Origin of the sequence: Phenylobacterium sp. SCN 70-31, from assembly GCF_001724605.1 — a bacterium.
In the GTDB taxonomy this organism is placed as follows: Bacteria; Pseudomonadota; Alphaproteobacteria; order Caulobacterales; family Caulobacteraceae; genus Phenylobacterium.
The window spans coordinates 289,832-312,503 of sequence record NZ_MEEX01000004.1; the positions used below are offsets into that span (position 1 = coordinate 289,832).

At 70.5% G+C, this 22,672-nt stretch carries 27 protein-coding genes; 15 read left to right on the forward strand and 12 right to left on the reverse strand.

The window, feature by feature from the left end; translation table 11 throughout:
* Window positions 1-99: 99 nt before the first annotated feature.
* The 5 genes from ABS78_RS03715 to ABS78_RS03735 all read left to right on the forward strand — a co-directional run bounded on the left by ABS78_RS03715 (window position 100) and on the right by ABS78_RS03735 (window position 4,845).
* A complete protein-coding gene (locus ABS78_RS03715; RefSeq protein ID WP_293375046.1) occupies window positions 100-1,545 on the forward strand; it encodes an MFS transporter in 1,446 nt (481 codons plus the stop codon).
* 192 nt (window positions 1,546-1,737) lie between these two features.
* Complete coding sequence (locus ABS78_RS03720) at window positions 1,738-1,917, forward strand: Flp family type IVb pilin (protein WP_293375049.1); 180 nt, start codon at window positions 1,738-1,740, stop codon at window positions 1,915-1,917.
* A gap of 118 nt (window positions 1,918-2,035) precedes the next feature.
* Window positions 2,036-2,551 carry a prepilin peptidase gene (locus ABS78_RS03725; RefSeq protein ID WP_293375052.1) on the forward strand — a complete coding sequence of 172 codons (516 nt, stop codon included), beginning with the start codon at window positions 2,036-2,038 and terminating at the stop codon, window positions 2,549-2,551.
* Between the two features lie 57 nt (window positions 2,552-2,608).
* Complete coding sequence (locus ABS78_RS03730; protein WP_293375054.1) at window positions 2,609-4,015, forward strand: M17 family peptidase N-terminal domain-containing protein; 1,407 nt, start codon at window positions 2,609-2,611, stop codon at window positions 4,013-4,015.
* Window positions 4,012-4,845 (forward strand): NlpC/P60 family protein, encoded by an 834-nt coding sequence (locus tag ABS78_RS03735; RefSeq protein ID WP_293375057.1) that lies wholly within the window; start codon window positions 4,012-4,014, stop codon window positions 4,843-4,845. The genes ABS78_RS03730 and ABS78_RS03735 overlap by 4 nt, the downstream gene beginning before the upstream one ends.
* A 71-nt stretch (window positions 4,846-4,916) precedes the next feature.
* On the opposite strand, the gene ABS78_RS03740 is transcribed toward ABS78_RS03735, so the two are convergent.
* On the reverse strand, window positions 4,917-5,585 hold the full coding sequence (locus ABS78_RS03740) for a cytochrome c family protein (RefSeq protein ID WP_293375060.1): 669 nt from the start codon (window positions 5,583-5,585) through the stop codon (window positions 4,917-4,919).
* A gap of 123 nt (window positions 5,586-5,708) precedes the next feature.
* On the opposite strand from ABS78_RS03740, the gene ABS78_RS03745 reads away from it, so the two are divergent.
* The 5 genes from ABS78_RS03745 (at window position 5,709) to ABS78_RS03765 (ending at window position 9,939) form a co-directional block, all read left to right on the forward strand.
* Entirely contained in the window at window positions 5,709-6,431 is a 723-nt protein-coding gene (locus ABS78_RS03745; RefSeq protein ID WP_293375063.1) for a 3-deoxy-manno-octulosonate cytidylyltransferase, read from the forward strand.
* Window positions 6,428-7,273: a prephenate dehydratase gene (locus ABS78_RS03750; protein ID WP_293375066.1), complete on the forward strand. Its 846-nt coding sequence runs from the start codon at window positions 6,428-6,430 to the stop codon at window positions 7,271-7,273. The genes ABS78_RS03745 and ABS78_RS03750 overlap by 4 nt, the downstream gene beginning before the upstream one ends.
* A 94-nt stretch (window positions 7,274-7,367) precedes the next feature.
* Window positions 7,368-8,189, forward strand: coding sequence for a diaminopimelate epimerase (dapF, locus tag ABS78_RS03755; protein ID WP_293375069.1), 822 nt, complete (start codon window positions 7,368-7,370; stop codon window positions 8,187-8,189).
* Window positions 8,120-9,502 (forward strand): tRNA (N(6)-L-threonylcarbamoyladenosine(37)-C(2))-methylthiotransferase MtaB, encoded by a 1,383-nt coding sequence (mtaB, locus tag ABS78_RS03760; RefSeq protein ID WP_293375072.1) that lies wholly within the window; start codon window positions 8,120-8,122, stop codon window positions 9,500-9,502. Before dapF ends, mtaB begins: the two co-directional genes overlap by 70 nt.
* Complete coding sequence (locus ABS78_RS03765; protein ID WP_293375075.1) at window positions 9,499-9,939, forward strand: GFA family protein; 441 nt, start codon at window positions 9,499-9,501, stop codon at window positions 9,937-9,939. The genes mtaB and ABS78_RS03765 overlap by 4 nt, the downstream gene beginning before the upstream one ends.
* Before the next feature lie 16 nt (window positions 9,940-9,955).
* Here the strand turns inward: ABS78_RS03765 and ABS78_RS03770 are convergent, their stop codons facing one another.
* Together ABS78_RS03770 and ABS78_RS03775 are read right to left on the reverse strand one after the other, a co-directional pair.
* The gene (locus tag ABS78_RS03770) at window positions 9,956-10,393 is read right to left on the reverse strand and encodes a hypothetical protein (RefSeq protein WP_293375078.1); all 438 of its coding nucleotides are present in this window, start codon (window positions 10,391-10,393) and stop codon (window positions 9,956-9,958) included.
* Between the two features lie 24 nt (window positions 10,394-10,417).
* Window positions 10,418-11,035, reverse strand: a complete 618-nt coding sequence (locus ABS78_RS03775) for a trimeric intracellular cation channel family protein (protein WP_293375081.1) — start codon at window positions 11,033-11,035, stop codon at window positions 10,418-10,420.
* A 55-nt stretch (window positions 11,036-11,090) separates the two neighbouring features.
* On the opposite strand from ABS78_RS03775, the gene ftsY reads away from it, so the two are divergent.
* Both ftsY and ABS78_RS03785 read left to right on the forward strand, forming a co-directional pair.
* On the forward strand, window positions 11,091-12,035 hold the full coding sequence (ftsY, locus tag ABS78_RS03780; RefSeq protein ID WP_293375084.1) for a signal recognition particle-docking protein FtsY: 945 nt from the start codon (window positions 11,091-11,093) through the stop codon (window positions 12,033-12,035).
* Window positions 12,032-12,616: an inner membrane-spanning protein YciB gene (locus tag ABS78_RS03785; protein ID WP_293375087.1), complete on the forward strand. Its 585-nt coding sequence runs from the start codon at window positions 12,032-12,034 to the stop codon at window positions 12,614-12,616. The genes ftsY and ABS78_RS03785 overlap by 4 nt, the downstream gene beginning before the upstream one ends.
* Before the next feature lie 24 nt (window positions 12,617-12,640).
* Here ABS78_RS03785 and ABS78_RS03790 read toward each other — a convergent pair whose 3' ends face one another.
* The 8 genes from ABS78_RS03790 to ccmA all read right to left on the reverse strand — a co-directional run bounded on the left by ABS78_RS03790 (window position 12,641) and on the right by ccmA (window position 16,783).
* Window positions 12,641-12,835 carry a hypothetical protein gene (locus ABS78_RS03790; RefSeq protein WP_293375089.1) on the reverse strand — a complete coding sequence of 65 codons (195 nt, stop codon included), beginning with the start codon at window positions 12,833-12,835 and terminating at the stop codon, window positions 12,641-12,643.
* A gap of 105 nt (window positions 12,836-12,940) precedes the next feature.
* Window positions 12,941-13,216 carry a hypothetical protein gene (locus tag ABS78_RS03795; RefSeq protein WP_293375092.1) on the reverse strand — a complete coding sequence of 92 codons (276 nt, stop codon included), beginning with the start codon at window positions 13,214-13,216 and terminating at the stop codon, window positions 12,941-12,943.
* Between the two features lie 75 nt (window positions 13,217-13,291).
* Window positions 13,292-13,807 carry a DsbE family thiol:disulfide interchange protein gene (locus ABS78_RS03800; RefSeq protein ID WP_293375095.1) on the reverse strand — a complete coding sequence of 172 codons (516 nt, stop codon included), beginning with the start codon at window positions 13,805-13,807 and terminating at the stop codon, window positions 13,292-13,294.
* Entirely contained in the window at window positions 13,804-13,971 is a 168-nt protein-coding gene (gene ccmD, locus ABS78_RS03805) for a heme exporter protein CcmD (RefSeq protein ID WP_293375098.1), read from the reverse strand. The genes ABS78_RS03800 and ccmD overlap by 4 nt, the downstream gene beginning before the upstream one ends.
* A gap of 15 nt (window positions 13,972-13,986) precedes the next feature.
* Window positions 13,987-14,715 (reverse strand): heme ABC transporter permease CcmC, encoded by a 729-nt coding sequence (gene ccmC / locus ABS78_RS03810; RefSeq protein WP_293375101.1) that lies wholly within the window; start codon window positions 14,713-14,715, stop codon window positions 13,987-13,989.
* A 37-nt stretch (window positions 14,716-14,752) separates the two neighbouring features.
* A complete protein-coding gene (locus tag ABS78_RS03815) occupies window positions 14,753-15,361 on the reverse strand; it encodes a Spy/CpxP family protein refolding chaperone (protein ID WP_293375104.1) in 609 nt (202 codons plus the stop codon).
* Window positions 15,362-15,518: 157 nt separating this feature from the next.
* On the reverse strand, window positions 15,519-16,184 hold the full coding sequence (gene ccmB / locus ABS78_RS03820; protein ID WP_293375107.1) for a heme exporter protein CcmB: 666 nt from the start codon (window positions 16,182-16,184) through the stop codon (window positions 15,519-15,521).
* Complete coding sequence (ccmA, locus tag ABS78_RS03825) at window positions 16,181-16,783, reverse strand: heme ABC exporter ATP-binding protein CcmA (protein ID WP_293375110.1); 603 nt, start codon at window positions 16,781-16,783, stop codon at window positions 16,181-16,183. Before ccmA ends, ccmB begins: the two co-directional genes overlap by 4 nt.
* Window positions 16,784-17,055: 272 nt before the next feature.
* Here ccmA and acnA point away from each other — a divergent pair, with 272 nt between their 5' ends.
* The 3 genes from acnA to ABS78_RS03840 all read left to right on the forward strand — a co-directional run bounded on the left by acnA (window position 17,056) and on the right by ABS78_RS03840 (window position 21,219).
* Window positions 17,056-19,743, forward strand: a complete 2,688-nt coding sequence (gene acnA / locus ABS78_RS03830; protein WP_293375113.1) for an aconitate hydratase AcnA — start codon at window positions 17,056-17,058, stop codon at window positions 19,741-19,743.
* 148 nt (window positions 19,744-19,891) lie between these two features.
* Window positions 19,892-20,593 (forward strand): DUF1223 domain-containing protein, encoded by a 702-nt coding sequence (locus ABS78_RS03835; protein ID WP_363082613.1) that lies wholly within the window; start codon window positions 19,892-19,894, stop codon window positions 20,591-20,593.
* A gap of 290 nt (window positions 20,594-20,883) precedes the next feature.
* Entirely contained in the window at window positions 20,884-21,219 is a 336-nt protein-coding gene (locus ABS78_RS03840) for a DUF2794 domain-containing protein (protein WP_293375116.1), read from the forward strand.
* Between the two features lie 5 nt (window positions 21,220-21,224).
* On the opposite strand, the gene ABS78_RS03845 is transcribed toward ABS78_RS03840, so the two are convergent.
* Window positions 21,225-22,649, reverse strand: coding sequence for a class I adenylate-forming enzyme family protein (locus ABS78_RS03845; protein ID WP_293375119.1), 1,425 nt, complete (start codon window positions 22,647-22,649; stop codon window positions 21,225-21,227).
* Window positions 22,650-22,672: the final 23 nt, after the last annotated feature.

A 22,672-nucleotide genomic window follows, 5' to 3' on the forward strand; every position in this document is an offset into this window, starting at 1 on the left:
GCGCATTCGGCGTGATCCGGCGCCGCCTCTTCGCAAGGCCCGCCAAGGTGCTACCGTGCGGCCGGGGCCGCAGCGAAGAAGGCCCGAGGGGAGAGTCGCTTGACCGGATCGAGCGCCGAGGCCGCCGTTCCAGCATCGTCGGGCGGGGGCGGCCGACTGGACCGCGGCGGCGTCGCCTGGTCGGTCTTCGAGGGGGGCCGGAACCCCTACGTCATCCTCATCACCATCTACATCTTCATGCCCTATGTGGCCGCCTCGATGGTGGGCGACCCTGTGAAGGGCCAGGAGACCATCTCGCGCTGGCAGCAGTGGGCCGGCTGGGTGGTCATGGCCACGGCGCCCTTCATCGGCGCCTCGGTGGACAAGCTGGGCGGGCGCAAGCCGTGGCTCGGCCTGACCGTGGGCCTGATGGTCCCGCTGACCGCCGCGCTGTGGTGGGCCAGGCCGGACGGGACCGGCCTGTCGGTGGCGACCACCATGCTGTTCGCCATGACGGTGCAGGTGTTGTTCGCCTACAACGAGATCCTGCACAATTCGCTGCTGGTGCGCGCGGCGGGCCTGTCGGGCGCGCACCGCGCTTCGGGTCTTGCGCTCTCGCTGGGCAACCTGTTCTCGGTCCTGGCGCTGGCCTTCACGGCCTGGGCGTTCGCACTGCCGGGCCAGGTGGACTGGACCTGGGTCCCGAAGGCGCCCCTGTTCGGCCTCGATCCGGAAAGCCATGAGCCCGAACGGGTCGTGGCGCTGCTGGCCGCGGGGCTTCTTCTGCTCGGCGCGATCCCGCTGTTCCTGTTCACCCCCGACGCGCCCCGGACCGGCGTCCCCGTCGCCCGCGCCTTCGCCCAGGGGGCGGCCCAGCTGGTGCGGATGGTGCGCACCGTCGGCCAGTTCCGGGACGCCGCCGTCTATCTGGGATCGCGGATGTTCTTCGTGGACGGGATGAACGGCGTCCTCGTCTACGCCGGCGTCTACGCCGTGGGCGTGATGAAGTGGGGCGCGCTGGAGATGCTGGGCTACGGCATCCTGCTGAGCATCTTCGCGGTGCTGGGCGGCTATGTCGGGCGCTGGCTGGACGCGGGCCTGGGCCCCAAGGGCGCGTTGCGGATCGAAATCTTCATGTCGATGCTGGGCCTTCTGGCGATGCTCGGCATGCGGCCCGACCTCATTCTCTTCCTGTGGCCGTACGATGTGGCGACGCACGGGCCGATCTGGGACGGGCCGGTCTTCCGGACCCTTCCGGATTTGATCTTCGTGCTGGTGGGCTTCTCGAACGCGATCTTCATCACGGCCCAGTACGCCTCGGCGCGGACGCTGCTCACGCGCCTGACGCCGCCGGATCAGACCGGGGCGTTCTTCGGGGTGTACGCCCTCTCGGGCGTGGCCACGGCCTGGCTGGCGCCGCTCCTCGTAAACCAGGGCACGCGGATCACCGGCACCCAGCAGGGCGGCTTCGCCATGCTCCTGGTCTTGCTGGTCATCGGTTTCGCGGGTCTGTTCCTGGTGCGCGGTGGCGGCCGCGTGTTTCCAATGGACGCCGCATCCATCTGAAATAAATGCTCTTTTAGAGAAGGGATAACCGGTGTTCACGATGAATCGGCGCTAATCGTGTATCCATATTAGGCATTCGGTTTCATGCGGCCTTAAACGCGGCCGGCGACATTGGGCGTGTTCTTAGGGGCGAGCAGGCGGAAGCTTGAAGGCCCCATCCCGTCTGCTCGCTAGAAACTGGAGATCAACCCCATGTCGAAGTTCGTGACCCGCTTCCTGAAGGACGAATCCGGCGCCACCGCCATCGAGTACGGCCTCATCGCCGCCCTGATCGCCGTGGTCCTCGTCGGCGCGCTTCAGGCCGTCGGCGGCAGCCTGCAAGGCGCCTTCACCACCATCTCGGACTCGGTCACCGAAGCCACGGCCGGCTAAGGCTCGACCCGTCCACTGAAGAGGCCCCGGCGGCGACGCCGGGGCCTTTTTCGTTGCGAGCTTGGCTGCAACGGTCCGTTCATCCGCCCGGGCGCATAAGGCGCGGGAAGAGGTTCTCATGCCGCCTGTCCTCGCCGCCGCGTCCGTGCTCCTGCTCCCGGCCCTCGTGCTGACGGCCGCGGCGAGCGACGTGGCCACGTTCCGCATTCCCAACTGGATACCCCTGGCCCTGATCGCGGCGTTTCCGCTCGCCGCTCTGGCCGCCGGGTTGTCTCTGCCGGCCGTGGGAGTCCACCTGGCGGTCGCCGCCGCCGCGCTGGCCCTGGGCATGGCCATGTTCGCCCTGCGCTGGATGGGGGGCGGCGACGCCAAGCTGTTCGCGTCGGTGGCGCTCTGGATGGGATGGCCGGCGACCCTCACCTTCGTGGGCGCTGCGGCGCTCGCGGGCGGCGCCCTGGCCATCCTGCTGCTGAGCCTGAGGTCGGCGGCCGTCCGTCCCCTGGTCCTCACCGGTCCACGCTGGGTGAGCCGTCTCGCCGATCCGGCCGAGGCGATCCCTTATGGCGTGGCGATCGCCGCGGGCGCGCTGGCCGCCCTGTCGGCGTCGCCCTTCGCCCACGTCCTGGGGCTGTAGCTTGCGGCCTGTGCTCCCATCGGCCACACGAGGCGTCATGACCATCGCGAGGCGGCCATGACGGACGTGATCCTCGACGCCTGGGACGACCCGGCGATCCCGGTCCATGCCCTGACCGAGGCCGCCGTCGCGGCGGCCCTGGCGGCCGACCCCGTCCTGGCGGCGTTGGCCAGGACCGCCGACTTCAAGGGCAAGGCCAGCCAGGTCCTTCTGGTTCCCGGCGCGGACGGCGCGCCGGCCAAGGCGCTGTTCGGCCTGGGGTCTGGAGAAGATGGCGCCTCGACCGGCGACGGGAGCGCGGTCTTCCGCATACTGGCCGCTCGCCTGCCCGCCGGGGTGTTCGAGGTCGTCGAGGCGCCGGCTCACGTCGCGCCCGCCCGGATCGCGCTGGCCTTCGCGCTCGGCAGCTACAGGTTCGACCGCTACAAGCCCGTGAGGGGCGAACCCCGCGAGCGCGCCCGCCTGCTGGTCCGCGGCGCGGACCTGGGCGAAGCGCGCCAGATCGCCCAGGCCTGTGCGCTCGCCCGCGACATGGTCAACACGCCGGCCAACGACATGGGGCCGCGGCAGATCGAGACCATCGCCCGCGAGATCGCCGAGCAGTACGGCGCCCGCATCACCGTGATCGAGGGCGAGGGCCTGCTGGAGGCCGGTTACCCCGCCATCCACGCGGTCGGCCGCGCGGCCGATCCGACCCGGGCGCCGAGGTTCATCGAAATCCAGTGGGGCGCCCCGGAGAGACCGCTCGTCTGCATCGTCGGCAAGGGCGTGGTCTTCGACACGGGCGGTCTCGACATCAAGCCGTCGGCCGGCATGCGGCTGATGAAGAAGGACATGGGCGGCGCCGCCCACGCCCTGGCCCTGGGCCGCATGATCATGGCCGCGGAGCTGCCGGTCCGCGTCGCGGTGCTGGTCCCGGTGGTGGAGAACGCCATCAGCGGCGACGCCATGCGTCCCGGCGATGTGCTGGACTCGCGCAAGGGCCTGTCGATCGAGGTCGGCAACACCGACGCCGAGGGCCGCCTGATCCTGGCCGACGCGCTCACCCGGGCCGGCGAGCTCGAACCGGCGCTGACGATCGACATGGCCACCCTGACCGGCGCGGCGCGGATTGCGCTGGGACCGCAGCTTCCGCCCTACTTCACCGACGACGACGACCTCGCCGCGCAGATCGAGGCGGCGGCCCGGGCCGAGGCCGATCCCGTGTGGCGTCTGCCGCTCTGGAAGCCCTACGCCGACGCCCTGGAGTCGGACGTCGCCGAGATCAAGAACGACCCTGACGGCTGGGCTCAGGCGGGGTCGGTCACGGCCGCCCTGTTCCTCCAGAGGTTCGCGCCGAAGGGGCCGTGGGTCCACCTGGACATCTTTGCGTGGAACCCCCGGGGCCGTCCGGGATTCCCCGGTGGCGGCGAGGCGCAGGCCATCCGCGGCCTCTACCGCATGATCCGCGAGCGTTTCGCATGAAACACGATCCCCGCATCACGCCCTGGCGCGACGGCGTGGCCGCCCGCAGCCTGGAGGGGATCCTCGAGGCCGAGGTCTATCTCGATCCGAAGGCGATGGGCTGCGCCGTGGCCGCCGCCGCCATCCGCGCGGCGCCCGGCCACGGGGCCGAGCAGATGGACCAGCTCCTGTTCGGCGAGCGCTTCGAGGTGATCGAGGAAGAGGGCGACTGGCTGTTCGGGCAGGCCGCGCGCGACGGCTACGTGGGTTTCGTGGAGGCGGCCGCGCTGGCGCCGGCGGGGCCTCTGCCGACGCATCGGGTTTCGGCGTTGCGCACCTACGCCTTCGCCGAGGCCAGCATCAAATCCCGCGCGATGGGTCCCTATTCCCTCAACAGCCTGGTCTGTGTCGAGGCGGTCGAGGGCAAGCTGGCGAAGGTTTCCGGGGCGGGCTGGATGGCCGCCGACCACCTGTCGCCCATCGGCGCCTTCGAGGAAGACTGGGCCGCGGTCGCCGAGCGTTTCGTCGGCGCGCCCTATCTGTGGGGCGGCCGCGAGAGCCTGGGCCTGGACTGCTCGGGCCTGGTCCAACAGGCGCTGTTCGCCTCTGGCCGGGCGTGCCCGCGCGACACCGACATGCAGGCGGCGCTGGGCGCGGAGATCGGGGCCGGCGACTTCGGTCGCGGCGATCTCGTGTTCTGGAAGGGTCACGTGGCGCTGGGCGTCGGCGACGGGCGCATCGTCCACGCCAACGGCCATCACATGGCGACGGTGATCGAGCCCCTGGCCGAGGCTGTCGCGCGCATCGAGGCCGCCGGCGTCGGCGCGCCTACCGCGTTTCGGCGGCTGTAGCGCCGAAGGGCGTCCCAAATGCAAATGGCCGGGACGAGCCCGGCCATCGCGTAATCCAGAAGCTGTCGCCGCTACTTGGCGGGAGGCGCCGCGGGCGCGGCTTCAGGGGCTGCGGCGTCCGCTGTCGCGCCTTCCGCGGCCGGCGTGGCCGCGCCCTCGGCCGGCGCTTCCGCCGTCGCCGCGCCGGGCTGGCGCGAGGGGTCCGGCGCCGGCAGGGCCAGCTTGCCGCCCTGTGAGGCCAGATAGGCGATCACATTGATCCGCTCTTCGGTCTTCTTGATGCCGACGAAGGTCATCTTGGTGCCGGGCATGTGCTTCTGCGGCGCCTGGATGAACTCGTTCAGCTCGTCGTAGCTCCAGACCGGGTGCTCGCCGGCGAAGGCGCCGATCGCCGGCGAATACGCGAAGCCGGCGTGCTGACCCGGCTTGCCGCCGACCACGCCGTACAGGTTCGGGCCGGTGCCGTTCGCGCCGCCATTGTTGATGGTGTGGCACGACTTGCACTTGGCGAAGGCGGTCTCGCCCGCGGCCACGTCGGCGGCGGGAAGGACCGTGCCCCAGTCCGGCGGCAACTCGACGGTCGCGCCGCCCGACGCTTCCTCGGCCACCTCCACGAGGTATCCCGGCTTGTCGGTCGGCTGCGGCGCGAAGACGCCCGCGGACAGTTCACGCAGGCCGACAATGGCCAGACCCGTCGCCAGGACGGCGCCGGCGATCTTGTTGAAGGTCAGATCGCTCATAATCCCCTAGTCACGCCTCTCAATCGGACGGCGAGGCAGGCTGCGCGTCCGCAGGAATCCCGCCCCTTATTGCGTGCGGCTCTCTTACACGCTACCGGCGCTCGCGCAACCATCCCGGCACCGATGAACCCGATCGTCCTCATCCCGGCCCGCATGGCCGCAACCCGCCTGCCGGGTAAGCCCCTGGCCGACATCGGCGGCGTACCGATGGTCGTCCGTGTCATGCGCCAGGCGCTCGCCGCCGGCGTGGGGCCGGTGGTCGTGGCGGCGGGCGATCCCGAGATCGTGGAAGCCGTCGAGGCGGCCGGAGGACAGGCCATGGCCACCGACCCGGACCTGCCCTCGGGATCGGATCGCATCCTGGCCGCGCTCGACCGGCTGGATCCGGACGGGCGGCACGACGCCGTCATCAACCTCCAGGGAGACATGCCGTTCGCGGACCCGGCCATCGTCCGCGCGACCACCCGGCTTCTGGCCGAACAGCCGTCGTGCGACATCGCCACGATCGTCGCGCCTGAGGACACGCCCGAGGACCGCGCCAATCCCGACGTGGTCAAGGCGGTGATCGCCGGCGACGGCCGGGCGCTCTATTTCACCCGATCCACACTCTACGGTGACCAGCCGGTCCTGCGGCACGTCGGGATCTACGGCTATCGCCGGGCCGCGCTCCGGGCGTTCAACGCCGCTGCGCCCTCGCCCCTGGAACGGCGCGAGAAGCTGGAACAACTGCGGGCCATGGAGCTGGGCCTTTCGATCTGGGCCGCGCCGGCTGCTGCGGCCCCCATCTCCGTCGACAGCCCCGCCGACCTCGAGCGGGCTCGCCAGTACGCAAGGACGCTGACATGACCAAGGGACGCATCGCCTTCCAGGGCGAGCTGGGCGCCAACAGCCACGAGGCGTGCATGGCGGCCTTCCCCGAGATGGAGCCCGCGCCTCACGCCACCTTCGAAGAGGCGTTCGAGGCGGTGCGGGCGGGCGACTGCCAGTTGGGCATGATCCCGGTCGAGAACTCGATCGCGGGCCGGGTGGCCGACGTCCACCACCTGCTCCCCTCGTCGGGGCTCAAGATCATCGGCGAGCGGTTCAAGGCCATCCACTTCCAGCTCATGGCCAATCCCGGCGTGACCCTGGACCAGGTGACGACCGCTGTCTCCATGCCGATCGCGCTCGGCCAGTGCCGCAAGACGCTCCGTCGCATGGGGTTGAAGACCGAGGCGGCCGGCGACACCGCCGGCGCGGCCAAGGCGCTGGCCGAGCGTCCCGACCCGACCCGCGCCGCGGTCTCGCCCGCCCTGGCCGCCGAGATCTATGGCCTGGAGATCCTGGCGCGCGATATCGAGGACGAGCACCACAACACCACGCGCTTCCTGGTGATGACGGCCGACAAGGCCCCCCCGCCGCCGCCCTTCACGGCGCCCTGCGTGACCAGCTTCATCTTCCGGGTGAAGAACATTCCGGCGGCGCTCTACAAGGCGCTGGGCGGGTTCGCGACCAACGGCGTCAACATGACCAAGCTGGAAAGCTACATGGAGAACGGCGCCTTCACGGCCACCTTCTTCTACGCCGAGGTGGATGGCCGGCCCGAGGACATCGGTCTCGCCCGCGCCTTCGAGGAGCTGACCTTCTTCTCCGAGCGGTTCGAGATCCTGGGCGTCTACCCCGCCGACCCCTTCCGCGCCCGCGCCTGAGCCTCACCTGAGTCTGACCTCGCGCGGACGTCCGTCGACGGGGCGCATCGCCTCCCACGTGCGGGCGCGGCGCTTTTCGCCTATATGGCGCCGCATGGCTCGTCCGTTCCTCAAGATGAACGGGCTCGGCAACGACTTCGTCGTGGTCGAGACCCGCTCCGGCCCCTTCGCCCCCACGCCGGCCGACGTGCGCGCCATCGCCGACCGGACCTCGGGCGTCGGCTGCGACCAACTCATCGCCATCGACAAGGCCGAGGACGCCGACGCGCGCGTGCGCTTCTGGAACGCCGATGGCGAGGAGGTGGGGGCCTGCGGCAACGGCACGCGCTGCGTCGGCTGGCTGCTCATGCAGTCGTCCGGCAAGGACGAAGCCGTCATCGAGACCCGGGCCGGGCGCCTGATCGCCACCCGCGCCGGCGAACGGCTGGTGAGCGTGGACATGGGGCCGCCCGGCCTGGACTGGGACCAGATCCCTCTGGCCGCCGAGCACGACACCCGCGCCCTGGACGTGGCGCTCTTCGACCATCCGGCGCTGTCGGCCGCGCCCGGCTGCGTGTCGATGGGCAACCCCCACGTGGTGTTCTTCGTGGACGACGTGGACGCCACGCCGATCGCGACCATCGGTTCGGCGGTGGAGGTCCACCCCCTGTTCCCCGAACACGTGAACGTCGGCTTCGCCCAGGTGCTCGCGCCCGACCGTATCCGCCTGCGGGTTTGGGAGCGGGGCGCGGGCCTGACGCAGGCCTGCGGCACCGGCGCCTGCGCCGCCCTGGTGGCCGCCAGCCGCCGGGATCTCGTGGGCCGCCATGCCGTGATGGTTCTGGACGGCGGCGAGTTGCACATCGAATGGGACGACCGCGGCCACGTGATCATGACCGGCCCGGCGGCCGTCGACTTCGCGGGCGAGCTGCCGTGAGCCAGACCCTGCCCTTCCGTCCTCTGGAATCGGACGATGGGCCATCGGACGTCGACATCGTCACCTTCGGCTGCCGGCTGAACGCCTACGAGAGCGAGGTCATCCGCAAGCGGGCGGCCGAGGACGGCCTCAGCGACGCCATCGTCTTCAACACCTGCGCGGTCACCAACGAGGCCGTGCGCCAGGCCCGGCAGGCCATCCGCAAGGCGCGGCGCGAGCGTCCTGGCGCGAAGCTGATCGTCACCGGCTGCGCGGCCCAGATCGACCCCGCCGCGTTCGCCGCCATGCCCGAGGTGGACCTGGTGCTGGGCAACGCCGAGAAGAGCCAGGCCGGCGCTTACGTCCCATCGCCACCCTCGAACGAACCGGCTCGCGTCCGCGTCAACGACATCATGAGCGTGCGCGAGACGGCCGGGCACCTGATCGACGGCCTGAAGGACCGGGCGCGCGCCTATGTCGAGGTGCAGAACGGCTGCGATCATCGCTGCACCTTCTGCATCATCCCCTACGGCCGGGGGAACTCGCGTTCGGCCGCGGCGGGCGAGGTGGTCGAACAGGTGCGCCGGCTGGCGGCCCAGGGCTACCGCGAGGTGGTGCTCACCGGCGTGGACGTGACGAGCTGGGGCGCCGACCTGCCCGGCCAGCCGACGCTGGGCCAGCTCGTGGCGCGGATCCTGAAGCTTGTGCCCGAGCTTCCCCGCCTTCGCCTGTCGTCGATCGACGCGGCCGAGATCGACCCCGACCTGCTGCGCTGCCTCGCGACCGAGCCCCGCCTCATGCCCTATCTGCACCTGTCGCTTCAGGCGGGCGACGACATGATCCTGAAGCGCATGAAGCGGCGGCACAGCCGCGCCGACGCGCTGAAGCTGGTGGCCGACGTGCGGGCCGTGCGGCCGGACGTGGCCTTCGGCGCCGACCTGATCGCGGGCTTCCCCACCGAGACCGACGAGATGTTCGAGAACACCCTGCGGCTGGTGGACGAGGCGGGCCTGGCGTTCCTGCACGTCTTCCCCTTCAGCGCCCGGCCGGGCACGCCGGCGGCGCGGATGCCCAAGGTGAAGGGCGGGGCGGTGAAGGCCCGCGCCGCGCGCCTGCGGGCGGCGGGCGAGGCGGCGCTGGCCCGGCATCTCCAGGGCCAGGTGGGGCGAACCCTGAGCGGTCTCGTCGAGCGGCCCGGGGTGGCGCGCGCCGAGGACTTCACCGAGATCGCCTTCGAGGGCGCGGCCGAGGTGGGCGGCGTCTGCGACCTCGTCGTCACGGGGCATGACGGCCGGCGCGTCCTGGCCAGAACCCTGGCGATGGAGCCCGCATGACGGTGACCGGCGGCTGCCAGTGCGGCGCGGTGCGCTTCCGCGTGGAGGGCGGCCTCGGGGAGGCCAGCATCTGCCACTGCCGCATGTGCCAGAAGGCGACCGGCGGCCTGTTCGGACCCTATGTAGGCGTGGCCGAGCTCGCCTGGACACGCGGCGCGCCCAGGCGGTTCCAGAGTTCCAACAAGGTCTGGCGCGGGTTCTGCGAGGCCTGTGGCACGCCGCTGACCTGGGAGTATGTGGGCGGCCTGACCTCGGTGATGATCGGGACGCTGGACGATCCGTCCGCTGCGCGCATCACCCTGCAGCTCGGAAGTCCCAGCAAGCTGGCCGCTGTCGACGCGCTGGCGGCCCTGCCCACGCACGAGCCGACCGAACCGCGCGCCGCGGCGCATCTGGCCAGCATCGTCAGCCTCCAGCATCCCGACCGCGACACCTGAGTGGCTTGGCGGCTGATCAGATGGCGCGCGGATGACCCGTGTTGCCGTCGTACTTGAGCACTTGAGGGGCTGAAAACAGAGTCGCCTTCACCGCGAAGAGGCGTTCTTGGCGTTCGCCTCCGACGTTGTCGAACGTCACGCGGTACCTGCGGAACAGGGTATGTGGCCCGAAATCGGCAGAACCGTCTCGAGAGACTGAAGCGACGGTTCTGCCGGGACCCTCAAGACGTACGCGCAGCAGCGTCTCTTCTCCTGGCCGAGCTCGTCCTCGTATGAGCAGCCATCCGACAAGGCCGAGAGGCCACTGGGTAAGGGCGATAAAGCAGGCAAAGACCAGGGGCGAGCGCGGAAAAATCTGGGCGAAGAGCAGTAAGCCGCCAAAGCCGACAAGACTTGCCACGACGCTCAATTGAACCAGCCGGTGCGCCCACATGAATTGCACACTATCGGCCACGAAGCTTGGCTTTCAAGATCGTCTCTACGCCTTCCCCTGGAAGGCCGGAAGCTGCCAGTGGAAGAGGATCGCGCCCGAGCGCACGGCGAAGGCGGTGAGGAAGCCCAGGCCGCCGCTGACCGCGATCGGCGCTTCCAGGGCGTTCAGGGCGACGAACGTCGCCGAGCCGAGCAGGGCGGGGGTGACGTACAGCTCGCGTCGCAGCAGCACCGACGGCTGGTTCGCCAGGACATCGCGGATCACCCCGCCAAAGCTCGCGGTCAGCACGCCCATGATGACGGCCGAGATCGGGTGGACGCCCAGAGACGTGGCCTTCAGCGCGCCGACCACCGCATAGGCCGCCATCCCGAGCGCATCGAACCACAGGAGCAGCCGGTCGCGGCTCCGGCCCCAGCCCATCGTCCACACCGCGACCGCCGCGCCCACGCAGACCAGGATGTATTCCGGCCGCGCCACCCAGAACACCGGCGCGTCGATCAACAGGTCGCGCAGCGTGCCCCCGCCCACCCCGGTGACGGCAGCGAAGAAGCCGAAGGTGACGATGTCGTGCCGCGCCCGAGCGGCGGCCAGCGCGCCCGAGGCCCCGAAGACGGCCACGGCGGCGTAATCCAGCACCACCAGGGCGGTTTCGAGCGGCTCCATGCCCCTTGATGCGGTGGCGCGTGACGCCGCGCAAGCGCCCCGCTAGAAGGCGCCCATGGCAGAACCCAAACGCGGCTGGTTCCAGCGCCTCACCGAAGGCCTCACCAAGTCGTCGAAACAGATGGGCGACCAGATCGCCCAGGTCTTCGTCGCGAAGGAGCCGCTCACCCAGGCCAAGCTGGACGAGCTGGAGGAGATGCTGATCGAGGCCGACCTCGGTCCGCATTCGGCCGCGCGCATCACCGAACGCTTCGCCGCCGAGAAGTTCGGCAAGGACGTGGACGAGGCCGAGATCCGCGAAGCGCTGGCCAAGGCCGTCGGAGACGAGCTGACCACCCGGGAAGGCGCGTTCGAGCCGATGTCGGGCCCGCGTCCCTACGTGGTGCTGTTCATCGGGGTGAACGGTTCGGGCAAGACCACCACCCTCGGCAAGGTGGCCACCGACCTCGTGCGCCAGGGCGCCAAGGTCCTGGTCGTCGCCGGCGACACCTTCCGCGCCGCGGCGGTGGAGCAGCTCAAGGTGTGGGCCGAACGCGCTGGCGCCGAGTTCATGGGCCGTCCCACCGGTTCGGACGCGGCGGGCCTGGCGTTCGACGCGGTGCAGACGGCGAAGGAGAAGGGCTACGACGTCGTCCTGATCGACACCGCCGGCCGGCTGCAGAACAAGCACGGCCTGATGGACGAACTGCTGAAGATCATCCGCGTCGTGAAGAAGGTGGACCCCGACTACCCGCACGAGACGCTGCTGGTGCTGGACGCCACCGTGGGCCGCAACGCGCTGGCCCAGGAGAACATCTTCGGCAACCAGATCGGCGTGTCCGGCATCGTCATGACCAAGCTGGACGGCACGGCCCGGGGTGGCGTTCTGGTGCCCGTGGCCCAGGCCTCGGACAGCCCCATCAAGCTGATCGGCGTCGGCGAGGGCGTCGACGACCTGCAACCCTTCAACGCCCGTGCATTCGCCCGCTCGCTGGTGGGCCTCGAGGAACCTGTTCGATGAGCGATCGCAGCCGGCGTCATTGGGTGCGCTACTTCGTCGATTATTCGGCGCTCGTGATCTTCCTGGCGGCCTACTTCCTGACCGGGCGCGACATGGTGCAGGCGTCGTGGGCGCTGGTGGCCGGCTCTGTGCTGGCGCTCCTGGTGGGCCTGATCGTGGAGCGCCGGATCGCGCCCTTTCCCGCCATCGCGGGTGGCGCGGCGCTGGTGTTCGGCGGGCTCACCATCTTCTTCGACGATCCTCGCTTCCTCAAGCTGAAGCCCACGATCATGAACTCGATCTTCGGCGCCGCCCTGCTGGGCGGGCTGGCGATGGGCAAGAACCCGCTGAAGCTGGTGCTGGGCGAGGCCTTCACCATGCCGCCCTCGGCCTGGAAGCGGCTGACGCTGAACTACGCCCTGTTCTTCTTCGCGCTGGCGGGCCTGAACGAGATCGTCTGGCGCACCCAGCCCGACACCACCTGGATGCTGTTCCGCTTTCCGGGACTGATGATCCTGACGCTGCTGTTCTCGATCGCGCACGCGCCCATGCTGATGCGCTACATTCCCAGCGACGAACGCCCGCCGCCGCCGACGGAGTAGGTCGCCCGAGACCGGTAGCGGCGGCTATCGCTTCGGAAAGACGATGTTGGTCGGACGCAGGTGCGGCGTCGCGAGGCGCTCGTAGCCCGACGGGGACAGGCCGCCCACGATCATGCTGAGCAGGCCCTGACCATCGACGTTGGCCGGCGGGGGCGCGTCGTAGAGGCTCCGCCACAGGGCGGCCGCTTCCTCGTAGAGCCTGTCGTTGTGTTCCGACATCCGATCCCCAGGGGCTTCGCAAAAGCAGAACCCCGGCGAGCGTCGGCTGTTCCCGAATAAATTGCGGTTAATTTCCACGCTTTACGCGGACGAACTTCCGTAACGTCAAACGCGGATGTCCAGGATCGATCCGGGACGTAGGATCTTCTGCGGCGGGTCCGCGACCTCTGCGACACGGTTCACGGTCGGGGGCGGGACGCGGGGCGTCTCGGCGGCGGGCGCGGCCGCGGGCTGGGCCCGACCGGTGGCGGCGGCGAAGAACGCCCGCTGGGCTGCGAGGCGGCCGGCCTCTTCGCGTGCGGGCGCCTGTGGGGGCTGTGCTTGCGAGGCGTGGGCCTGCGGAAAGGCCTGCGCAAACGGATTCGGGCGGATCGTCGTCACGGCGCGGCGCGTCCCCGGGTCGGTTCAACATGGTTAACGGCGCCCCCAACCTGACGGGCCGTCCTCAACGCGGGGTTAACGGAGCTGCTGCGCCAGGCGTCGGGCGTCGGCGTCGGTGAGCGGTCCGGTATGCTTGGCCTGGATCACGCCATCGGCCGAAACGGCGTAGGTCTCGGGCACGCCGGTGACGCCGAACTCCACGCCCGCGCGCCCGTCGCGGTCGGAAAGCGTGACGGCGAAAGGGTCGCCGAGGCGCACGAGGAAGGCCTGGCTGTTGGTGGGCGCGTCCTTGTAGGCCACGCCCACGATGCGGACGCCCTGGCCCCGCGCGCCCATCAGCACGGGATGCTCGACCTCGCACGGCGCGCACCACGAGGCGAAGAAGTTGACCAGCATCGGCCCGTCGGCGGCGAGGGCGCGCAGGCGCACCGGCTGGCCGGTGGTCAGGCTCGGCAGTTCCAGGTCGGGCATGGGCTTGCCGACCAGCGCCTGGGGCTGGACCTGCGGGTCGCGCTTCAGGGCGTAGAAGTAGAAGAGGCCGCCCAGGGCGATCAGCGCGGCCAGCGGCAGGAACGCCAGCCAGCGGGTCACGGCCGATCTCCGCCGGCGCGATCTGGGCCGATGCGGTCGAAGTCTTCGAATCGCCGCTTCCACCGTCGAGCGTGGTTCAGGCTGAAGGCGACCATGCCGGCGAAGACCACCGCCGTGATCGCGAACGCCGGGACGATGAATTCCGCGTACTTGCCGTCGAACATGCCCAGCTCCGCGCCCTAACCCCTGGCGGCTCTGGCCGCCGCGGCCTCGGCCCGCCGGCGCCACAGCTCGCCGCGGATGCGGACCAGCCAGAGCGACCCGAACGCGGCCACATAGGCCAGCCCCATGAAAGCCAGCGGCCACAGGTAGACCGGCGCCAGGGTCGGGCCATCGGCGCGGAACACCGAGGCGCCCTGGTGGAGCGTGTTCCACCAGTCCACGCTGAACTTGACGATCGGCAGGTTGATCGCGCCCACCAGCGCCAGGATGGCGGCCGCCCGTGCGGCCTTGGCCTCGTCGTCCAGCGAGGCGCGCAGGGCCATGTAGGCGAGATAGATGAGGAACATCACCAGCACGGACGTCAGGCGCGCGTCCCAGACCCAGTAGGCGCCCCACATCGGCCGGCCCCAGAGCGCGCCGGTGACCAGGGCCAGGAAGGTGAAGGCCGCGCCCAGGGGCGCCGCCGCCTGGGCCGCGGCGTCGGCCAGGGTGTGGCGGAAGATGAGCGCCAGGAAGCTGGCGCCCGCGAGGCAGACGTAGGCGAACATCGACATCCAGGCCGCCGGCACGTGGATGAACAGGATGCGGACCGTCTGGCCTTGCTGGTAGTCGTCGGGGACCGAGAACCCCAGCCAGAGGCCGACCAGCCCCAGGATCACCGCGATCGCGCCGAACATCGGCGCCGCCCAGCGCGAGAACGCCATGAAGCGCTCGGGATTCGACAGGAAGGCGGGCGCCCAGCTCATGCCTGCGGCATAGGGCCGCCGCGCCCGGCCTGCAAGCCTACGAACGCGGCGCGCGCGGGGGCTCGGGCGGCCGCGGGGGCGCCGGCGCGTGCGCCACCGGAACCAGCATCGGGCCGAAGCCAGGGCCGGCGAACATCAGCATGGGGAGGGCGTCGAACACCTTGCGCTGCTTCTCGTCGAGCTGGGCGTAGAATGTCCGCGTCGCCGCGATCCGGCTCTTCATGGCCGCCTGCTGCTCGGCCATCCGGGCCTCCATCTCCGACAGCCGGTCGGGAGTTGTCCGGGCGTCGCCGCCGCGGTCGAAGCGGACCATCTGTTCGCGGCCGCCGCCCTTGCCGACGGCTTCGGCGTACGCCTTCAGGGCCGGCTCCTGATCGGGACGGAGCTGGAGCAGCGTGCGCAGGCGTTCCGTGCGCTCGCCGCCGCGGGCGACCACCACATCCCTGTCGCCATGGCGGTAGACCCGAACCTCGCGGCGCGCCGTCTCCTTTGACGCGTCGCGGGATTCGCCGGCCGCGGCGCGGGCGTCCTCGGCGGCCTGGCGGATGGTTTCGTGGGGATCCTGGGCCTTTTCGCGCGCCAGGGCGTGGCCGGCCGACAGCGCGACGGCGGCGCCGGCCGCGAGCCAGGTGAGGGTCTTCCGCATCTCTAGATCTCCCGCTTGGGCGTTCCCTTCGCGCAACAAGCTGGAGCGCAGGATGGGGCGGAAAAGCGGCGGGCGGGATTAAGCTTTCGTCATGTGCCGACCGGTGTTCGGCGGCATGATCGGCTCCTGACAGGTCGCCCCGGCCGGATGGTCGGGATCAACTCAGGGCGTTGCGGCAGGCGGCGGCCATGGCGAGGGGGCCGACCGCGACCGCAGCCGCGGCGTAGGCGCCCAGGAAGGCGAAGCCCCCGGTCCAGGGCAGGCCGCTGGCGAAGGCGTCCAGCGCGCCGCCGCCGAAGATCACCGGCGGCACGAACAGCGGCAGCACGATCATCGCGGTCAGCAGGCCCCCCCGCCGGGCGCCGAGGCTGAGCGCCGCGCCGATCCCGCCCACGAAGGCGAAGGCGATTCCGCCCAGGAGCGCGCAGGCGAACACCAGCGGCGCCAGGGCCGGCGAGGCGCCGAGCGCGATGGCGGCCACGGGCGCCGCCAGGGCCAGGGGCGCGCCGGCGGCCAGCCACTGGCCCAGGCACTTCGCGAGGCACGTCAGCTCCAGCGGAACCGGCGATAGGGCCAGGAGGTCGAGCGCGCCGTCCTCGTAGTCGCGCTCGAACATCCGCTCCAGCGAGAGCAGCGAGGCCAGCGCCAGGGCCACCCAGGCCGCGCCGGGCGCGATGGCGGCCAGACGCTCGGGCTCGGGCCCGATCGCCAGCGGCAGGAAGGTGGCCACGCCCGCATAGAAGCCGACCGCCACCAGCGGCCCTCCGCCACGGCCCCAGGCCAGCGCCGTCTCGCGGGCCAGCAGAGCGAGCAGCGGCCTCATGCGCCCAGGTCCAGGCTGCGTTGCGCGCCGGGCAGGGGGTCATGGACGGCGGCCAGGACCAGACCGCCCCCGTCGAGGTGGTGCCGCATCATCCCGGCGAAGGCGGGACGCCAGCGGGAATCCAGCGGGCTCATGGGCTCGTCCAGCAGCCACAGCGGGCGCGGCGCGGCGACCAAGCGGGCCAAGGCGAGCCGCCGCCGCTGACCGGCGGAGAGACGGCGCACTTCGAGATCCAGCAGCGGGACGAGTTCCAGCGCCTCGGCGGCCTCGCGGACGGCCGCTTCCGACCCGCCGCACCAGCGGCTCCAGAAGGCGAGTTCCTCCCGCGCCGTACGGGCGGCCTTCAGGCCGTCGGCATGGCCCACGAGGTGCAGGCCGCCCCCCTGCGCGTCGGCCGGATCGGCGCCGCCGAAGCCGATCTCGCCGGCGTCCAGCCGCACGAGGCCGGCCACCGCCCGGAGCAGGCTGGTCTTGCCAGACCCGTTCGGTCCCGTCAGGGCGCAGGCTTCGCCGGCCGCGAGCGCGAGCGACAGGCCCTCGAAGAGCAGCCGCCCGCCCCGCCGCACGGCGGCGTCCCGGATGGTGAGGGCGGTGATCACGCGTCGGCCTCCGGATGGGCGCGCGGGCGCCGTCCCACCGTGTCGGCCGGGCGACTCTGCGGCCGGAAAGTCGGCAGTCTTCCCCTTTGCTCACCCTCGGCGGCATGCGCGCATGGACGGCGGCATAGGTCGGGTCTATGAAGCGCTCGCCGCCGGGGACCTGGGGAGCCAACGCCGCGCGGGGACGAACGCTGTGTGTCCGTCCTCTCAACGAGCGCGCGACCCTCCGGACCATCCTGGGCGATAACGAACAGAGAAAGGATCTCCCGACTATGGCGTCCGTGGACACCCTCAAGGCCCGTCGTCAGCTGACGGTGGGCGACAAGACCTACGCTTACTACAGCCTCCCGGCCGCCGAGGAAGCCGGTCTTTCCGGCATTTCGCGCCTGCCGATCTCGATGAAGGTCCTGCTCGAGAACCTTCTCCGCAACGAGGACGGCGACACCGTCACCGAAGCCGACCTGAAGGCCATTGCGGCCTGGGCCGACAATCGGGGCTCGGTCGAGCACGAGATCAGCTTCCGCCCGGCGCGCGTGCTGATGCAGGACTTCACCGGCGTGCCGGCGGTGGTCGATCTGGCCGCCATGCGCGACGCCATGACGGCGCTGGGCGCCAACCCCGAGAAGATCAACCCGCTGAACCCGGTCGATCTCGTCATCGACCACTCGGTGATGATCGACTACTTCGGCACCTCCAAGGCGTTCGGGCAGAACGTCGAGCGCGAGTACGAGCGCAACATCGAGCGCTACAACTTCCTCCGCTGGGGTTCGTCGGCCTTCAACAACTTCCGCGTGGTGCCGCCCGGCACCGGCATCTGCCACCAGGTGAACCTCGAGTACCTGGCCCAGACCGTCTGGACGAACGCGGACGAAGGCCCGGAAGTGGCCTATCCCGACACCGTCGTCGGCACCGACAGCCACACCACCATGATCAACGGTCTGGCGGTGCTGGGCTGGGGCGTGGGCGGCATCGAGGCCGAGGCCGCCATGCTGGGCCAGCCGATCCCGATGCTGATTCCCGAGGTCATCGGCTTCAAGCTGGAGGGCGCGCTGCCGGAAGGCGCCACCGCCACCGACCTCGTGCTCACCGTCACCCAGATGCTCCGCAAGAAGGGCGTCGTCGGCAAGTTCGTGGAGTTCTACGGCTCGGCGTTGGCCAACATGACCCTGGAAGACCAGGCGACCATCGCCAACATGGCCCCGGAATACGGCGCCACCTGCGGCTTCTTCCCCGTCACGCGCGCGACCATCGATTTCCTCGCCGCCACCGGCCGGACCCCGGAGCGCGTGGCGCTCGTGGAGGAATACGCCAAGGCCCAGGGCATGTGGCGTGAGCCGACCGATCCCGAGCCCGTGTTCACCGACACGCTGGAACTGGACCTTGGCACGGTCGTGCCGTCGATGGCCGGCCCCAAGCGTCCTCAGGATCGCGTCGAGCTGACCACCGCGGCGTCCGAGTTCAAGACAGCGCTGGCGGGCGACTTCGGCAAGGCCGACACCATGGCCGAGCGCTACAAGGTCGAGGGCGAGAACTTCGACCTGGGCAACGGCGACGTGGTGATCGCCTCGATCACCTCGTGCACCAACACGTCGAACCCCTCGGTGCTGATCGCCGCCGGCCTGGTGGCCAAGAAGGCGGTCGAAAAGGGCCTGCGGGTGAAGCCCTGGGTCAAGACCTCGCTGGCGCCCGGATCGCAGGTCGTCACCGACTACCTCAAGGCCGCCGGCCTCACCAAGTCGCTGGACGCCCTGGGCTTCAACCTGGTCGGCTACGGCTGCACCACCTGCATCGGCAACTCGGGCCCGCTGCCCGAGCCGGTCTCCGAGACGATCCAGAAGAACGACCTGGTCGCCGTTTCGGTGCTGTCGGGCAACCGGAACTTCGAGGGCCGGGTGAACCCCGACGTCCGCGCCAACTACCTGGCCAGCCCGCCGCTGGTGGTGGCCTACGCCCTGGCCGGCTCGATGCAGACCGACATCGTCAACGAGCCGCTGGGCGAGGGCAAGGACGGCAAGCCCGTCTACCTCAAGGACATCTGGCCGACGGCCGCCGAGGTCAGCGCCCTGCAGCGCAAGCACGTGACGAACAAGATGTTCGCCACCCGTTACGCCGACGTGTTCAAGGGCGACAAGAACTGGCAGGGCATCAAGGTCAAGGGCGGCCAGACCTACGAGTGGAACCCCGGCTCCACCTACGTGAAGAACCCGCCCTACTTCGAGGGCATGACGATGGAGCCCGCGCCCGTCACCGACATCGTCGAGGCGCGCGTGCTGGGCGTGTTCGGCGACTCGATCACCACCGACCACATCTCGCCGGCCGGTTCGATCAAGACCACCTCGCCCGCGGGCCAGTACCTGATCGAACGCCAGGTGCCGCCCAGCGAGTTCAACGGCTACGGCGCCCGCCGCGGCAACCATGAAGTGATGATGCGGGGCACCTTCGCCAACATCCGCATCCGCAACCGCATCACGCCCGACATCGAAGGCGGGGTGACCAAGCACTTCCCCTCCGGCGAGCAGATGTCGATCTACGACGCCGCCATGCGCTACCAGGGCGAGGGCCGTCCGCTGGTGGTGTTCGCGGGCAAGGAGTACGGCACCGGCTCGTCGCGCGACTGGGCGGCCAAGGGCACCAAGCTGCTGGGCGTCCGCGCCGTGATCGCCGAGAGCTTCGAGCGGATCCACCGTTCGAACCTGGTCGGCATGGGCGTGCTGCCGCTCCAGTTCCTGCAGGAAGGCTGGCACAAGCTGGGCCTGACCGGCGAGGAGATCGTGACCATCCGCGGCCTCACCGAACTGGCCCCGCGCAAGCAGCTCATCGTCGAGATGTACCGTCCCAGCGACGGCCGCATCGCCCGCTTCCCGGTCCGCTGCCGGATCGATACGCCCACCGAGCTGGAGTATTTCAAGCACGGCGGCGTCCTGAACTACGTCCTGCGCAGCCTGGCCGCGCCGGCGTAAGCCCGAAGGCGCGCGCGCCGGGCTCCCGTCCGGCGCGCGCAGACCTTCCATTCCCGTGCGGCGTCCGTTTCGCCGACGAAAGGGCCGGATTTGCCGGCCATCTCACGCCTTGTTGTGATTTACAGGGTCGGGAACACGCCCTAAGTCGATGGCGATGCGGACGGCCGCGCTTCTCAGCCTGATCCTGCTCGCCTGGCCGGCGGGCGCGGCGGCCCGGCCTCCCGTGCTCGTCGAGCTGTTCACGGCCCAGGGTTGCGGATCGTGCGACGACGCCAATCCCTATTTCCTGAAGCTGGCCGAACGTCCGGGCGTGCTCGCCCTCACGTTCTCGGTCGACTACTGGGACTATCTCGGCTGGACAGACACCTTCGCCAAGCCGGCTTTCGCCGAGCGTCAGCGAGCCTACGTCACCCGCCTGGGCCTGCGCGAGCCCTATACGCCCCAGGTGATCGTGAACGGGCATGAAGAGACCCAGGGCCTGAAGAACGCCGAGGTCGATCGCCTGGTGCGTGAGGCCGCCGCCGCGCCGCGCAACCCTCCGGACGTGGCGTTCATCGGGCCGCGACGGGTGGATGTGGGCTCGGGCCGCGCGCCGCGGGGCGGCGCCGACGTCTGGCTGGTGCGCTACGATCCGCGTGAGGTCGAGGTGGCGGTGAAGGCCGGCGACAATCGGGGCGAAACCTTTGTCCAGCGTAACGTGGTGCGCCAGATCGACCGGCTGGGCAGCTGGACGGGTAAGCCGCGGGCGTTCCGGATTCCCCCGGCCGAGGGCGAAGGCCTGCGGATGGCGCTGGTCGTCCAGCATCCGCACGGTGGGCGGATCGTCACCGTGGCCCAGCCGCGCCCCTGAACCTGGATCTCGTGGGCGAACGAAAGCCCGCGCGGCTGGAGAGATCCGCGCGGGCGTACGCTTGGGGGAGGGGAAGCGCAAGCGTCAGGTGTCGGTTGGCCGGGGAACCGATCCAGGGGGGCTGGGGGGCTGTTCAGGATCCGGGACCGGCCTAACCGCCAACCAACCGACACTCACACCATCCCTTGCGCTTCGGGCGGACACGGGACCGAAATAAGGTCATTTCGCGGCGGATCGGGCCGCGATTTCGGGGTGGCCGGACTCGCAAATTTCAGACAGGCTCGCCTGCGATGGCGTTCGATCCGAGCTATTCGGCCCCGCGGCAGGCCCGCGTGTTCTTCGAGCGGCGCGAACTGGAGCGCCTCCTCCGCCTCTATGGCCGCATGGTGGCCGCCGGCGAGTGGCGCGACTACGGCATGGATGGACTGGCCGACTGCGCCGTCTTCTCGGTGTTCCGCCGCACGGCGGAAGCCCCGCTCTATCGGATCGAGAAACGTCCGTCTCTGGCGCGTCGACAGGGCGCCTGGGCGATCGTCGGCCAGGGCGGCCATGTGCTGAAGCGCGGACACGAACTGGACCAGGTGCTGCGCTTCTTCGACAAGGGCCGCTTCACCGTCGTCGAGTAGCGGACTCAGATCGCGTTCTTCTCCAGGGCCGCGAGGGTCTGGGTCCGCAAGGCCTTGCGGTCGACCTTGCCCCGCTCGTTGCGGGGAATACCCTCGGCCCAGGCGAACCGCACCGCCGGGAGTTCGAATCCGGCGCCGGACAGTCGCTGCACCAGGGCTTCGCGGCTGACGTCGCTGTCGGCGACCACGGCGATCCAGCATTGTTCCACGCCGTCGGGCCCCGGGATGGCGAAGGCGGCGGCGTCCCGCACGCTGGGATGGTCCATCAGCGCCCGCTCCAGGGCGTCGGGCAGCAGCTTGCGCCCCCCGAGGTTCATGAGTTCGTCGGCCCGCCCGTCGATGACGATGAGACCGCCCGGCAGGCGTCGCGCCAGGTCGCCGGGGTGGAACCAGCCGTCGCGGAAGGCCTGTGCGCTGGCCTCCGGGTCGTCCAGATACCGGCCGACGTTGCGCTCGCTGCGGATGCGCACCTCGCCCTGCGCCCCATCGGGAACGGGCGATCCGTCGGCGTCGACCAGTTCGACCGAGACGCCCGGAACCGGCCAGCCGACCGCGCCCGGCGTCTCCTCCAGATGGATAGCGGGACCGACCGTCGCGCGGCCCGTCTCGGTCGAGCCGTAGATGACATGGATGTCCGGGCTGATCCTGCGCCGCGCCTCACGCGAGAGCGGCGCGGGCAGAAGGGCGCCGGTGACCACGATCCGCCAGTCGGGCTTGAGGTCGAAGCCGGCCGGCAGGCGCCGCAGCATCTCGCGCAGATGCATGGGCGTGAGGCCCAGGAGGCCGGTCGGCTGGCGCTCCAGCAGGAGCGGCAGGTCCTGGGGCGCGTAGTCGACGGCCACGGCCGCGCCCATCGACCAGGCCAGGGTGGCCATGCTGTAGCCCAGGGACGAATCGACGCCGGTCCGGATGGCCCAGACACCCAGGCGACCTGCGGCGTAGGCGTTGAGCGCGCTGAGGGCGTTGGCTTCCATGCGTCGCCAGGACAGGGGCACGCGTTTCGCCTCCCCCGTCGTGCCCGACGACAGCAGGACACGCGCCAGGCCGGCGGGATCCCGCGGCGCCGAGGGGACCTCGACCGGATCGGCGGCTTCGACCTCCGCGATCCAGGCGGCGTCCAGGGGGTGGAGATTCTGGCCCTTTGCGCCCGGTCGGTCGCTGAGCCTGAGGTCGGCGCGCGTGTCGGCCGTGGCGGTCGTGGCGACGCCGATGCGGGCCAGAGCCATCAGCATGACGTGGTGGCGGTAGGCGCTGTTCCCGTGGACGGCCACGATCCCGCGATCGGGCGTGATCCCCAGCCGCAGGAACGCGGCGGCGTAGCGGTTCACGTCGGCGTCGAACTCGGCGTAGGTCGCACGGCGGCGCGGCGTGAGCAGAGCCAGCGCGCGGGGCCGGGTCCTGGCCTGGAAGGCGAGATAGGCGTCGAACATCGCCGGCGAAGCTAAACGAGGCT